Raw genomic sequence first — 14,807 nt, 5'->3', positions numbered from 1 at the left:
TAGATTAGCGATTTTCAATCGCTGTATACGTTTGTCCAGTTGGACCTGTGTAATCAGCACGCGGACGAATCAGGCGATTATCTTCATACTGCTCAAGAATGTGTGCCAACCAACCTGACGTACGACTCACAGCAAATAGAGGCGTGAATAGGTCATGGTCAATCCCAAGGCTATGATAGACTGAGGCAGAATAGAAATCTACGTTTGCCGGAAGTCCTTTGTGCTCTTTAATATAATCTTCGATTTTCACAGACATGTTATACCACTTTGAATTCCCTGTAAGTTCAGTAAGTTCACGTGACATTTCTTTTAAATGCTTCGCACGTGGATCACCACTTTGATACACGCGGTGCCCCATACCCATAATCTTTTCTTTGTTTTCTAGTTTCTCTTTAATAGCATCGATTGCATGATCTTCATCACCAATCTCTGTTAACATTTTCATTACGCGTTCATTCGCTCCACCGTGTAACGGACCTTTTAAAGCACCAATCGCTGCTGTCATACCGCTATAAATATCTGAAAGTGTCGCTACACATACACGAGCTGTAAAGGTTGAAGCGTTTAACTCATGGTCAGCATGAAGTACTAAAGCTTTATTAATCGCTTCAATTTCCAGATCTTTTGGCTCTTCGCCATTTAGCATGTACAAGAAGTTCGCCGCAAAGCTTAAGCCTTCTTTAGGCTGAACAGGCTCTTGTCCTCTTCTTATGCGAGCAAACGCCGTTACGACTGCTGGCATTTTAGCCTGAATGCGAATCGCTTTACGCTTATTAGCGTTCTCTTCCATCACATCTGACTCTTCATCATTTAAACCTAAAATAGAAACAGCAGTACGCAATGCTGCCATAGGATGAACAGATTTCAGATCATATGATTTCAAATGGTCGATTACAGATTGAGGAATCGCCATCTCTCTATTTAACTCACCTTTAAACTGATCTAACTCATCCTTAGTCGGTAACTGCTTGTTCCAAAGAAGGTAAATAACCTCTTCGAAACTAGAGTTCTGAGCTAAATCATCAATGTTGTACCCCGCATAGGTAAGCTGATCATCAATAATTGAACTAATAGAGGATTCCGTTGCAATAATCCCTTCTAAACCTTTTGTAGCTGCCATTGATACTCTCTCCTTTTTCCCTAATTTTTCCCCGTATACGTTCTCTATGTAATCTCGAGAAAACGCTTAACATATTTATTAAAAAATTTTCAGGATATCATCCCCATAAACAATTATAAACAAATATCAGATTTTTGTGAAATGAAACCGTTTAATTTTCTGAAAAAATCTACAACGGATATGGTAATAATTCCTCTATATCAGGTGGTTAAAACATTTATTTTCCTTATATTTCTACTTTTTTATCTGCGCGAAACAAAAAATCCTGATATAGGCCTACATCATCATAAGACTACAAAAAAAGAAGTTCTTGGTGCACAAGAACTTCCTGAATGCTGCGGTCTATTAGAATAATTTAACAATACCATCCACCAATCTCATTGCCATATACGCAATTCCTGCACCGATAAGTGGCCCCACAGCTACACCATTGAAGAAAACAACAGCAAGAATCGTTCCGATAATTAACGCTGTAGTTAATTGTGGATCACTAGCGAGCAAACTCAATCCATCGCGTGCCACAAAAGCCACGAACATACCTGCACCTAAACAGATCCACGCATAATATGACTTTACGCTTCCGGCAAGCTCCTTAAAGCCAATTTCTCCTGTCGCAATTGGGATTAAAACAGAAATTGTAATAATGGTAACCCCGATGCTCATTCCTTTTGATTCGAAGAACGGAAATACCTTTTCATCTAACTTAAATAGCTTTAATCCAGCTAATACATACACAGCAATCATTATAGATTGATTTTTTCCAATAAGTCCTAATAAGAATAATATAAGTAAGAAAATAGTAGACTGTGATATAACCATTTGTTCCCCTCCAAATTTACTTTTCAGCAAAAACCAAATGTAATCTTATCACATCCTAATTAAATTGAACAAAGCGTCACGTTCGTTCATAACTATGGCAGATGTAATTCACTATAAAGGAGGCAAGTTAAAGGAATGGACAAGGACCAGGCGTGGCTTTTACTCTTACGTATAATAAGAAGTCTAGTAGTTGGGTTTATTGTGGCCGTAAGTATCTTTACGACAATATTATTATGGACGTACCTCTATCCTTTTATTATTGCTTTAACCATTGCTTATTTGATTAATCCTTTGGTTAATTTTTTAGAAGACAAGACTAATGCGCCTCGAAGCTTAGCAGTCTTTATCGCTATCATGCTTTTGTTAGGAGCTATCATCGGTATCATAACACTGCTTGTCGTCGAACTTATTGATGGTTTTACTTATTTAGGAATGCAGCTGCCAGAACACTTTAGAACCTTAATTTCATATCTTGAAAATCTTCTGACCTATCAAATTGTCCCTTTATACGAAAGAATAACTTCTATTATGAATACATTAGACGCAACCCAACAACAAGAGATCATTATACAAATCCAAAATGTTGGAGCCAACATTGCTCAAAGCGGAGCAGAACTGCTAGGAGATGTATTAAATGCAATTCCATCTTACCTAAAAAAGTTACCGAACTTTGCTACTGTATTAATTTTTTCTTTGCTAGGAACTTTCTTTATCAGTAAGGACTGGTATAAGCTTTCCTTACGAATTAAACAACTCACCCCTTCTAAAGTAGCAGAATCAAGTACTAGCGTTTTTAGCGGCCTTCAAAAAGCTCTGTTAGGCTTTATAAAAGCCCAGTTCACCCTCATCTCCATTACAGCCTTCATCGTACTCATCGGTCTTCTTATTCTTCGTGTAGAATATGCGGTAACAATAGCTATTCTGACAGGTGCCGTTGATTTGTTACCTTATTTGGGTACGGGTTTTGTCTTTGTTCCATGGATTGTTTATATGTTCTTTACCGGAAATTACTTCTTAACAATCGGGTTATCTGTACTATATACCATTGTCATTGTACAGCGCCAAATGATGGAGCCAAAAGTCTTATCTACAAATATTGGCTTAGATCCTCTTGCGACGTTAATGGCGTTATTTGTAGGTTTTCAACTTTTTGGATTCTTAGGGTTGATCATAGGCCCTGTCTCACTTGTCATGGTTAATACTCTTCACCAAAGCGGCGTTTTCAAAGAAATATGGGATTATATAGTCGGAAAAACTACTTCTTCATAATGGAATAGCCGATAAAATGAAAAAAGTCCAGAGTCAGACTCTGGACTTTTTAAAGTATATATTATATTCCTGCTTTATCTTCTGAAGATTGTAATCGTTCCATTCTCCATCATTCGCTTCACAGCTTTTTGCAATGAGCGTTTCAATGGGGTACGAGTGATTGGGAGAAGGAGGATAAAACCAATTGCATCCGTTATAAAACCGGGAGTGAATAAAACAACAGCACCAATTAATATACAAATTCCATCAAAGATCTCTTCCTGCGGAACCATACCTCTTTGAACGTTATCTCTTGCTCGATTGAGCGTTTCCATCCCTTGTCTTTTAGCTAAGAATGCTCCAAGTATACCTGTAGCAATAATAAGAAGAATAACCCACCAAGGCCCAACAAGATTGCCAGCCCATACAAGGACACCAATCTCAAGTGCAGGTACAACTAAAATAAATAGTAATAGCCATCGAAACACAAAAATCTCCCTTTCACCTAAAACTTTATCTTTATTATACATGAAAACCTTTTGTAATCCTAACATACCCATTCTTCATCTAATCAGATGGCGAGCTCGCCATCCCTACAAAAAAAGAGACCCGGGTTTCCGGGTCTCTATAATTCAATCTTATAATACGCTAGCATGACCTTGATAGATGTCACCGCGAGCAGAATCAATTGTAATTTCATCTCCATCGTTTACAATCGTAGTCGCATCTGAAACTCCAACAATTACTGGAATTCCTAGGCTTAAGCCCACTACAGCTGCGTGAGAAGTTAGTCCGCCTTCTTGAGTTACAAGACCGCTTGCTTTTTCAATGGCAGGCATCATTTCTTTGTCTGTACCGATTGTAACAAGGATGTCTCCTTCTTCCACTTTGCTGTTTGCTTCTTCTGCTGTTTTAGCAACAACTACTTTACCGAAAGCTGATTTCTTGCCAATTCCTTGACCTTTCGTTACAACATCACCTACTACGTGAACTTTCATAAGGTTTGTTGTACCACTTTCGCCGACTGGTACTCCTGCTGTGATAATTACACGGTCACCACGGTTGAACGCCCCAGTCTTAAGACCGTTATCAATCGCTTTAGTCAGCATGTCATCAGTAGACTCAGAACGGTCGCCTAATACAGCATGAACTCCCCATACAAGAGATAACATACGCTGTACGCGCTCATCAGAAGTAACAGCTACAAGCGGAGCTTTTGGACGGTATTTAGAGATCATTTTAGCCGTATAGCCACTTTCTGTTGGAGTTAGGATTGCCGCTACATCTAAGTTCATAGCCGTATGAGTTACAGATTGGCTAATCGCGTCAGTAATCGTCATATCGCTTGTACGAGAAAGATTGCTTAAGATCATTTGGTGATCAATTGCAGATTCAGCACGTAATGCAATGTTATTCATTGTCGTTACAGCTTCTACTGGATAGCTACCTGCAGCTGTTTCACCACTAAGCATGATTGCATCTGTTCCATCGAAAATCGCGTTTGCTACGTCACTTGCTTCTGCGCGTGTAGGACGTGGATTACGTTGCATAGAGTCAAGCATTTGTGTAGCCGTGATCACTGGCTTACCAGCTGTATTACATTGACGGATTAGTTCTTTCTGTACAAGAGGTACCTCTTCTGCAGGAATTTCTACACCAAGGTCACCACGTGCAACCATAAGACCATCACTTACTTCTAGAATTTCTTTAATATTGTCTACGCCTTCTTGGTTTTCAATCTTTGGAATGATTTGAATGTGATTAGCGTCATGTTTTTCTAATAATTCACGGATCTCAAGAACATCAGATGCACGGCGAACGAAAGATGCTGCGATAAAGTCTACACCTTGTTCGATACCAAATACGATGTCAGAAGCATCTTTATCTGTAATACCAGGCAAGTTTACACTCACGTTTGGAACGTTAACACCTTTTTTGTTCTTAAGTGGGCCAGAGTTTAGGATTCGAGTACGAATCTCATTTTGCTCTTTTAACACTTCAAGTACTTCTAATTCAACTAATCCATCGTCTAAAAGAATCTTTCCTCCAACGTGAACATCGTTGATTAGTCCAGGGTACGTTACAGCAAAGCGATTTTCATCACCTTCAAGCTCCTCATCCATGGATACATTGATCTCAGAGCCTTTCTCAAGATGGATCTCGCCCTCTTTAAGTTTTCCAGTACGGATTTCCGGTCCTTTTGTATCTAAAAGGATGGCTACCGTATTTCCTGTTTGCTTTGCAGCTTCACGGATGTTTTGGATACGTGCTCCGTGCTCATCGAAATCTCCGTGAGAGAAGTTAAGACGTGCCACGTTCATTCCTGAGTTCATAAGCTCTGTTAATTGTTCAACGCTCTCAGACGCTGGTCCAATTGTACATACAATCTTTGTTTTCTTTTTCATTGCAATGGTCCTCCTCAAAAGTCTTCATTTTATCATTCAAACTGAGATCGTTCCCACAGTCCTCGAGGATTATTCTATATTGATAATTCCTGAGATAGCTTATACATTTCTAAGTCAAGTTCATGTTTCGTGTTTAGAGCTTCGATGATGTCATGATCAACCAGCTTATTGTTTTGAATCCCAACCATGCGTCCAGCTTTTCCTTCAATAAGAAGATCAACAGCTTTTGCTCCTAAACGACTTGCTAACACACGATCATAAGCTGTTGGTGAACCACCACGTTGTGTGTGCCCTAGAACCGTAACTCGTGTTTCAAGATCAGTTGCATCTTTGATACGTTGTCCATAATCAAAGCCTGAACCAACACCTTCAGCTACTAAGATAATACTGTGTTTCTTGCCACGTTCATGGCCACGTTTCAAACGTTCGACAATATCTTCAAAGTTATCATCCACCTCAGGGATAATAATACTTTCAGCTCCATCTGCTAATCCAGCCCAAAGGGCAATGTCACCAGCGTCTCTTCCCATTACTTCGATAACATAAGTACGCTCATGTGATGTAGCAGTGTCACGAATTTTATCAATAGCCTCAATTACAGTATTTAGAGCTGTATCAAAACCAATTGTAAAATCAGTAGCAGGAATATCGTTGTCAATTGTACCAGGCACACCAATACATGGGTAACCTGCTTCTGTAAGTTTTTTAGCCCCCATAAATGAGCCGTCACCACCAATGACAACTAACCCTTCAATACCGTGTTTCTTTAACTGATCAATACCTTTTTGACGACCTTCTGGTGTTTTAAAATCATCACAACGTGCGGTATAAAGCATCGTACCACCACGTTGAATAATATCACCAACAGAACCAAGTTCCATTTTCTCGATATTGCCGTCAATTAGTCCTTGATATCCATAGTAGATTCCATAAACTTCAATACCATGGTAGATACTTTTACGAACGACTGAACGAATCGCAGCGTTCATTCCGGGAGCATCTCCCCCACTAGTTAACACACCTATTTTTTTCATTGCGATCACCTCGTATAACGGTCAATGTTTTTAATAGCACTGAATGTAGTAAGTATGATTCATATATTGTCGAAACGTGTGTAGCTTTCTCCCTATTCAAAGATACTGCTAAACCAGACGTTTGACAACCATAAACCTACCTAGAATAAAAGTTTCAACATCAGGAATCTTCTGAAAATAGTATTCCCGTATGTATCATATATCTAAAACCCTTTTTACGTAAAGAAGGGTAAAAAACTAAATTTAGCCGAAAATTGTGGGTTATATTCCGCATTACCACTAATTGAATGAGCTCTCGGTAACATACACAAGTCAGTAGACAAGAACTTACTTTACCATTCTTCATGAAATTTGTCGATCATTGCTGAAAGAGAACCTTTTGGAATATGAAAAGGGATGCCTTTCCACTTAAGATCGTAACGTTACCTAAGACGTTACGCCTCATTAGACACCCCCATCATACAGAAAGACTACAACGTTGAGTAGTCTCCAATCTGCTTATATTTTTCCCATCTCTTCTCAAGTAATTCCTCTTTTGATAAATCAGATAGGTCTTGTAAAGACTGATTTAGGACTTGATCAATTTCAGCAGCTTGAGCAGCTACATCACGGTGGGCTCCGCCTTTTAGCTCAGGAATAATATCATCAATAACTTGGAGCTTCTTTAGATCATACGACGTAATCATCATCGTCTCTGCCGCTTTTTGAGCTAAACCAGAGTCTTTCCAAAGAAGAGCAGCCGCGCCTTCTGGGGAGATGACTGAGTAAGTTGAATTTTCAAGCATATGAATGCGATCGCCAACTCCTAGCGCCAGGGCTCCGCCACTCCCGCCTTCGCCAATGACGATGCAAATAATCGGTACTCGCAAGCCGGCCATTTCCATCAAATTTCGCGCGATGGCCTCGCTTTGCCCTCTCTCTTCAGCTGCTTTACCAGGGTAAGCCCCCTTCGTGTCAATAAAACAGATGACCGGACGGTTAAATTTCTCTGCTTGCTTCATATGACGCAAAGCTTTCCGATACCCTTCCGGATGTGGCATACCGAAATTACGTCTAATGTTTTCTTTCGTATCTTTCCCACGTTGGTGTCCAATCACAGTGACAGGTTTGCCCTTATACTTTGCCACACCTGATACGATCGCTTCATCATCACCATATAAACGATCGCCATGGAATTCTAAGAAATGAGTGAACAATTCTTTCACATAGTCAAGTGTCGTAGGACGCTCTGAGTGACGAGCCATTTGCACGCGATCCCATGGCTTCATGTTTCCATAAACATCTTCTTCTAGCTTTACTAACCGTTGTTCTAAAGTTTCAATTTCAGAAGTTAAATCCATATCACTTTCTGCTGTGAATTTTTTTAATTCTGCAATCTTCTCTCTTAATTCCATAACTGGCTTTTCAAACTCTAAAACCTGTTTCACGATGGTTGGTCACCTCCCTCATGAATGTCCAATAAGGTAGTTAGAACTTCTTTCATATCTTGTCGATCGATCACCTGATCCAGGTGACCATGTTTTAAAAGAAATTCTGCTGTTTGAAAGTCTTCTGGAAGCTCTTCACGAATCGTTTGTTCAATAATTCTTCGGCCCGCAAATCCAATCAAAGCGCCTGGTTCTGCGAAGTTATAATCTCCAATTGAGGCAAAGCTTGCCGAAACACCACCTGTTGTTGGGTGGGTCATAACTGAGATCATTAGACCTCCTGAGTCACTGAATCGTTTAATAGCTATAGAGGTTTTAGTCATTTGCATCAGGCTTAAAACACCTTCTTGCATCCGAGCACCACCACTAGCTGTAAATATAATAAACGGAATCTGTTGCTCTTTTGCTTTTTCGATAGCTCGAGCGATTTTCTCTCCTACAACAGAACCCATGCTACCCATACGAAAGCGAGAGTCCATAACAGCAAAAGCCGTTTCAAACCCCTGCATTTTCCCTTTACCAGTAACAACAGCTTCGTTTAGGCCTGTTTTCTCACGATCTTTCTCTACCTTTTCTAGGTAATCTGGGAAGCCTAGCGGGTTTTCCGTTATAATATTTTGATCCCATTCTTCAAAAGTATGTTCATCAAATAAACTATCAATTCGTTCTTTCGCTGTCATTTGATGGTGGAAAGAACAGTTTGGGCAGACATTTAAATTCTTTTTCAATTCTTTACGGTAAAAGATTTTATGACAATTAGGACATTTTTGCATCAAACCTTCGGGGATCTCTTGCTTTGCTTCTTCCCGAGGTATGGATGCGTACTTTTTCTTCTTGCTAAAAAAATCTTTAAGCAAGGTGATTCCTCCTTTAGGACATATAAAGCCTGTCTACCTTTTCACTTTAACGAAAATATTTAAAAAGTGTTGTAGAATTTTGTCTTGATTATTTCGACATTTTCTCCTGATAGAGTTGTGCACAGAGTGTTTCTATCCGTTTGTCGTCCTTGGCTTGAAGGGCATCAATAAGTGCTTTATATAAATCTATATCGTAAACGGGTTTGTGGAATGTACGTGAAAACTCTTCCATTAAGCGCCATATTTTAAGTAATAGTTGGTTTTCGCCAACGTCAAAGATCGTATAAAAAAAGTCATAATGAAACGTTTCAGAGCCAGTCTCAAATAGCCGTACATGCTCTTGTAATGTTTGAATATCCTGGTCACTTAATTGATGCATAGCAATTTTAGAAGCTTCCTTCTCAATTAATTGTTTCGTCGACTTTAAATTCTCTTTCGTTTTCGCTTCTTGAAGTATAAAAGCAGACAAGATCTCAACCATATGATAAGGGCGATAAGAACTTAAAAACGTTCCCTCTCCCCTTCTCGTTTCAATTAAACCTAAAAGCTCCATCGCACGGAGGGCCTCCCGAACGGAAGAGCGCCCAGCGCCCAACTGTTCTGAGAGCTCTCGTTCTGATGGAAGCTTATCTCCTGGTGAGAGTTTATTTAGATCGATTAAGCGTCTGATTTCCTTCAATACCTCTTCGTACACTTTAGATTTAGATGGTATTGTCACGGATCAGGCTCACTCCTTTGATCATAATCCTATAAGAGATTGCTTACTTCGAAACTTATTCGTTATCTTCATCAATTAAGGCAAGCTGGCGCGTTTTTTCCGCTACTTCTTCAGGGTCAACCTGATGACGAGCCACACCTGACTCCATAGCCGCTTTAGCTACAGCCGCTGCAACAGCAGGGGCTACTCTTGTATCAAATGGTGCAGGAATAACATAATCTGCGTGAAGTTCTTCTTCACTAACTAAAGAAGCGATTGCCTCAGCAGCAGCAATCTTCATCTTTTCATTAATTCTAGTAGCTCGTACATCAAGGGCTCCACGGAATATACCAGGGAATGCTAAAACGTTGTTCACCTGATTTGGGAAATCAGAACGGCCTGTCCCAATAACGCTTGCCCCAGCGTTCTTGGCATCTTCTGGCATAATCTCAGGCTCTGGGTTTGCCATGGCAAATATAATTGGATCATCATTCATATTCTCAATCATTTCCTTAGAAAGTAATCCTCCTACAGATACGCCAACGAAAACATCTGCCCCTTGCATGACATCAGAAAGCTCGCCTTCTATACGGTCTTTATTCGTCATCTTAGCAATCTCATCTTTAACATCGTTCATGCCATAGCTGCGTCCTTCAAAAATTGCCCCTTTTGAATCACACATGATAATGTCGCGTACACCGAAATGATAAAGAAGCTTAATGATCGCAATACCAGCAGCACCAGCACCGTTCGCAACCACTTTGATATCAGACCATTTCTTGCCTGATAGCTTCAATGCGTTCATGAGACCAGCTACGGTCACGATCGCTGTACCATGTTGATCATCGTGGAAAATAGGAATATTCGTTTCCTTCTTTAGACGTTCTTCTATAATGAAACAGTTCGGAGCAGCAATATCTTCTAGATTCACCCCACCAAAAGTTGGTTCCATTAACTTAACAGTCTGTACAATTTGATCCACATCATTCGTGCCCAAGCAAATTGGGAACGCATCAACACCTGCGAAACTTTTAAATAAAGCCGCTTTTCCTTCCATAACTGGCAAAGAAGCTTCTGCTCCAATATTACCTAACCCAAGAACAGCAGAACCGTCACTAACAACAGCTACCATGTTCCCTTTCATTGTATAATCATAGACCGCTTCCTTTTGGTCATAGATTTCCTTACAAGGCTCAGCTACTCCTGGTGAGTAAGCTAAACTTAAATCATTTTTATTTTTAACAGGAACCTTAGAATGCGTCGCAAGCTTCCCTTTATGAACTCGGTGCATATGAAGTGCCTCTTCACGTAAATTCGTCACTAAAACCCGCTCCTTTTTTGTAAAAAAACGTATTGTAAAAACCTTCACAAAGTGGTCTGACCACTAACCTACTTCATTATAACAAATCGATATGTGGTGTAAAGAGGAAAAGCACAGGCGACTGTTCAGCCCCGTACGCATAAGCAAGCTAACGGAAGTGGCAGAAGGCCACTGGAGTTAGATTGCTTATGACGCTAGGGGCTAGGAGCCGGAGCTAGACAAGAAAAGCGCAGGCGGGTTGTTCAAGGGCGTACGGATAAGCAAGCTGCCGGAAGTGGCGTTAGCCACTGCAGGTAGATTGCTTATCTCGCTAGCCCTTACCCGCCGGAGCTAGACAAGAAAAGCGCAAGGGGCTTGCCCAGGGCCGTACGGATAAGAAAGCTATCAGAAGTGGCGATTAGCCACTGGAGATAGATTGCTTATCTCGCTAGGCCCTAGCCCCTGGAGCTAGACAAGAAAAGCGCAGACCGCTATTTCAACACAACATTTGCCTCCCCTAGCTCTTCCTCTAAAAGCTTAATGGCTTCTCGCTTTGGTTCAATAGCATACGAAATTCCTAACTGATAGGTCTCTTTTTGAAGGGGATAATGAACAATAATGGGCACATTCCCTGGATACTGCGTCGAAATCTCTTTCACTTTTTTTAGGGTTGAATCTTTCTCATCTTGTATTTTCAAGAACAATCGACGGCTATCTGCTGAAGATCTCCCTAACTCTTCTTCCTTGAAAGGCCCAATTTGTTCCAGGATCCACTGAAGTTTCCCATTCCTTTCTTCCATTCTCCCTACTATAAAAACGATCAGTTCTTCATCAAGCCATTGACGTACTTCTCTAAATAAATCAGGAAACACAACTGCTTCCATCTCCGTCTGCTCATCCCCTAGCGTTAAGAATGCCATTGGATCTCCTCTTTTTGTACGAATCACCTTTAATTCTTGTATGACTACACTGGCTTTCAGTTGCTTTTTACGAGCGGCTTTACTCGCTTCACGAAGCGACAAGAAACCGTTCTCTCTCAGTTGTTCTCGATAGGAAGCCAATGGATGAGAAGAAATATACATCCCTAGCACTTCTCGCTCCATTCCTAGCTGCTTCATTTTTGAGAAAGGTTCTACTTCAATATAGGATGCGCCAAGTTCAATTTCCTCGGTGAAAAAGGATTCCTGATCATTCGTTTCGCTAAATAATTCACCTTGTTCCATAGCGTGGTCAACACTAGCTAACAAAGAGGCACGATTTCGATTTGTATCATCAAAACACCCTGCCAGAATAAGAGACTCAATCACGGGACGATTAACGACTGTAAGTGACACCCGTCTGCAAAAATCGAATAGATGTTTGAATGGCTTTTCTTTACGAGACTGAATAATTTCCTTTAAAGCATTTTTTCCTACTCCCTTAATACTCCCAAGACCAATTCGTATGGAACCCCGCTCTACTGTATACTTCCCAAAGCTTCTGTTAACAGAAGGCGATAAAATCGGCACAGATAACTCTCTTGCCTCGTTCACATAAGATTGAATCCGATCACTAGAAACAGAGCTCATCAATTCTGCCATGAAATACGCTGGATAGTGAGCTTTTAAATAAGCCAGCTGATAGGATATTACACTGTAGGCTACCGCATGGCTACGGTTGAAACCATAGTTGGAGAAGCTAATGATCCATTGAAACATCTGTTCTGCAACATCTGTTGTATAACCATTGACACTACAACCTTTAATAAATGCATTCTTTTGTTCTAATATGGCTTGTTCTTTCTTTTTACTCACTGCACGTCGAAGTAAGTCCGCTTGACCTAAAGAGAAACCTGCCATCTTATGAGCAATTTGCATAATTTGCTCTTGATATACAAGAACACCATAAGTCTTGTGCAAAATCGGTTGTAGATCCGGATGAGGATAGGTCACTTCTTCCTTGCCGTGCTTACGATTAATATAGGTCTGAATAAATTCCATTGGACCTGGCCGATACAGGGCGTTTACAGCCACAATATCTTCAAAATGTGAAGGCTGTAACCTCTCTAGAACATCTCGCATCCCTTTAGATTCTAGCTGAAAAACGCCCGTAGTTTTTCCATTTCGAAGGAGAGAGAATGTAGCTGGATCCGAATATGATTCAAACGTTACACCGACTGACTCCTTCTTCTTAATTGATTCAGTCATCCGTTCTATGAGACTTAAGTTCCTAAGACCAAGAAAGTCCATTTTCAGTAGCCCAATCGCCTCTAATTCATTCATGGCAAACTGTGTAAGGGGGACACCATCATGACCACTTGTCAAAGGAACATTTTTCATCAGAGGTTTCTGACTAATTACAACACCTGCTGCGTGGGTCGATGCATGACGAGGAAGTCCTTCAAGCCTTGTTGCAATTCTAAATAGCCGCTTTAGCGTATCTGACCCTTGAATGTATTCTTTTAATTCGGTGGAATCCTGAACAATCTCCACTATAGAACCTGAAGATTGTTGTGGGATGAATTTCATTAAGTATGCGGCTTCTTGTTGATCAATCCCCATTGTTTTAATGAGTTCCCTAATAACAGAGCGAGGCCCAAACGTCCCGAAAGTTATAATTTGAGCAACATGTTCTGCCCCGTATTTCTGAGCGACATATTGAATGACTTCATCTCGTCTGACATCAGAGAAGTCTATATCAATATCTGGCATAGTAACACGATCAGGGTTTAAGAAACGTTCAAATAACAAATCATATTTAATTGGGTCTACATCTGTTATATATAATAAATAAGCAACTAGAGAACCCGCTGCGGAACCTCTTCCTGGCCCAGTCATGATTTTTTCTTTCCGAGCATAATCCATAAAATCCCAAACAATTAAAAAGTAATCACTAAACTGCATCGACTCAATGACGCTCAGTTCATAATCGAGTCGTTCTCTGACTTGCTCGGAAGGGGTACCATATCGTTGATCTAAACCTTGTTCACACAGAGATCTTAAATACTGATCAGATGTATCCTCCGTCGGAACAGGATAGCTCGGAAGCATCATCCGATCAAACGATAACGAAACATCGCAACGGTTAGCTATGTTTCTTGTTTCGGTCAAAAGTTCAGGCTTCCACTCACCGAAAAGATTATACATGTCCTTAGAAGACCTGAAATGATGATGCTTTTGATTAGCAGATGGCTGCCCATCCCATTTGGTGTTCGAACGAATGGATTGTAAACAGTCGTAAGCATAAACGTCTTCTTCATTTAAATACCATACATCTTGCAAGGCAACCATCGGAACACCTTCAGGCATCACTTCCTCAAGAGCTACGTGAAGGTGTCGTTCTTCTTCTAAGCCATGATCCTCTACTCCTATGTAGAAATCACCATCTCCAAAGTCGTTCTTCCAATTATTCAAAGATTCACTTAACCTATGCTCTTCATTATGAAGAATGAGCGGGTGAAGGGAAGATTGATATAAAGGCAATATTCCAATACAACCCTCTGTATAAGCATTAATCTCTCTTCGATCTAACGCTTCTTGTTCACTCATTTGAAGATAACTGCTCAACTCTACTAACTTTTCATACCCGCGATTAGATTTCGCCAGCAATACAAGTTCTTCTGTACCACCTTCGTAGAATACACGAACGGTTAAACCTAAAATTGGTTTCACCCCATACCTCATACACGTCTGGTAAAAGGATACCGCTCCGTACATGACACCCTCATCTGTAAGAGCTAAAGATGTGAAACCTTGTTCCTTTGCTGTTGCCACTAACTTTTCTATTGTATTTGTACTTCTCATCAGACTATATCCACTACGTACTTGTAGATGAACAAAATCCATATTAACTACCGCCTCATGGTCAAATTCTTTTATTCATTATAGCGCATCCTTCCTCTCAAACGAAACGATGGCATAC

General features: G+C 40.4%; 11 protein-coding genes. 1 reads left to right on the top strand and 10 read right to left on the bottom strand.

Annotated features, from left to right (window positions below):
- Positions 1-4 precede the first annotated feature (4 nt).
- Positions 5-1,120, bottom strand: a complete 1,116-nt coding sequence (gene citZ / locus N780_RS12195) for a citrate synthase (RefSeq protein ID WP_036784431.1) — start codon at positions 1,118-1,120, stop codon at positions 5-7.
- Between the two features lie 345 nt (positions 1,121-1,465).
- Positions 1,466-1,939, bottom strand: a complete 474-nt coding sequence (locus N780_RS12185) for a DUF441 domain-containing protein (protein ID WP_036784426.1) — start codon at positions 1,937-1,939, stop codon at positions 1,466-1,468.
- A gap of 135 nt (positions 1,940-2,074) precedes the next feature.
- On the opposite strand from N780_RS12185, the gene ytvI reads away from it, so the two are divergent.
- Positions 2,075-3,208: a sporulation integral membrane protein YtvI gene (gene ytvI, locus N780_RS12180; RefSeq protein ID WP_036784424.1), complete on the top strand. Its 1,134-nt coding sequence runs from the start codon at positions 2,075-2,077 to the stop codon at positions 3,206-3,208.
- 74 nt (positions 3,209-3,282) lie between these two features.
- On the opposite strand, the gene N780_RS12175 is transcribed toward ytvI, so the two are convergent.
- From N780_RS12175 to dnaE, 8 genes are all read right to left on the bottom strand, one after another.
- A complete protein-coding gene (locus tag N780_RS12175) occupies positions 3,283-3,675 on the bottom strand; it encodes an FxsA family protein (RefSeq protein WP_036784740.1) in 393 nt (130 codons plus the stop codon).
- 150 nt (positions 3,676-3,825) lie between these two features.
- Positions 3,826-5,592 carry a pyruvate kinase gene (gene pyk / locus N780_RS12170; protein ID WP_036784421.1) on the bottom strand — a complete coding sequence of 589 codons (1,767 nt, stop codon included), beginning with the start codon at positions 5,590-5,592 and terminating at the stop codon, positions 3,826-3,828.
- 74 nt (positions 5,593-5,666) lie between these two features.
- Positions 5,667-6,626: a 6-phosphofructokinase gene (gene pfkA, locus N780_RS12165; protein ID WP_036784419.1), complete on the bottom strand. Its 960-nt coding sequence runs from the start codon at positions 6,624-6,626 to the stop codon at positions 5,667-5,669.
- Positions 6,627-7,096: 470 nt separating this feature from the next.
- Positions 7,097-8,053 (bottom strand): acetyl-CoA carboxylase carboxyl transferase subunit alpha, encoded by a 957-nt coding sequence (accA, locus tag N780_RS12160; protein ID WP_084599564.1) that lies wholly within the window; start codon positions 8,051-8,053, stop codon positions 7,097-7,099.
- Positions 8,050-8,910 carry an acetyl-CoA carboxylase, carboxyltransferase subunit beta gene (gene accD / locus N780_RS12155; protein ID WP_036784417.1) on the bottom strand — a complete coding sequence of 287 codons (861 nt, stop codon included), beginning with the start codon at positions 8,908-8,910 and terminating at the stop codon, positions 8,050-8,052. The genes accA and accD overlap by 4 nt, the downstream gene beginning before the upstream one ends.
- 88 nt (positions 8,911-8,998) lie before the next feature.
- Complete coding sequence (locus N780_RS12150) at positions 8,999-9,628, bottom strand: FadR/GntR family transcriptional regulator (RefSeq protein ID WP_036784414.1); 630 nt, start codon at positions 9,626-9,628, stop codon at positions 8,999-9,001.
- Positions 9,629-9,683: 55 nt separating this feature from the next.
- Positions 9,684-10,928 (bottom strand): NADP-dependent malic enzyme, encoded by a 1,245-nt coding sequence (ystJ, locus tag N780_RS12145; protein WP_036784412.1) that lies wholly within the window; start codon positions 10,926-10,928, stop codon positions 9,684-9,686.
- Between the two features lie 470 nt (positions 10,929-11,398).
- On the bottom strand, positions 11,399-14,731 hold the full coding sequence (dnaE, locus tag N780_RS12140; RefSeq protein WP_036784410.1) for a DNA polymerase III subunit alpha: 3,333 nt from the start codon (positions 14,729-14,731) through the stop codon (positions 11,399-11,401).
- Positions 14,732-14,807: the final 76 nt, after the last annotated feature.

The sequence above is a fragment of the Pontibacillus chungwhensis BH030062 genome, from assembly GCF_000770675.1.
Lineage (GTDB): Bacteria > Bacillota > Bacilli > Bacillales > BH030062 > Pontibacillus > Pontibacillus chungwhensis.
The sequence above is the reverse complement of the archived record's forward strand: the minus strand, read 5'-3'. Positions and strand labels throughout refer to the sequence as shown.

Coding starts and splice junctions, on each gene's coding strand:
- citZ (WP_036784431.1), bottom strand. CDS start 1,120: ATGGCAGCTACAAAAGGTTTAGAAGGGATTATTGCAACGGAATCCTCT.
- N780_RS12185 (WP_036784426.1), bottom strand. CDS start 1,939: ATGGTTATATCACAGTCTACTATTTTCTTACTTATATTATTCTTATTA.
- ytvI (WP_036784424.1), top strand. CDS start 2,075: ATGGACAAGGACCAGGCGTGGCTTTTACTCTTACGTATAATAAGAAGT.
- pyk (WP_036784421.1), bottom strand. CDS start 5,592: ATGAAAAAGAAAACAAAGATTGTATGTACAATTGGACCAGCGTCTGAG.
- pfkA (WP_036784419.1), bottom strand. CDS start 6,626: ATGAAAAAAATAGGTGTGTTAACTAGTGGGGGAGATGCTCCCGGAATG.
- dnaE (WP_036784410.1), bottom strand. CDS start 14,731: ATGGATTTTGTTCATCTACAAGTACGTAGTGGATATAGTCTGATGAGA.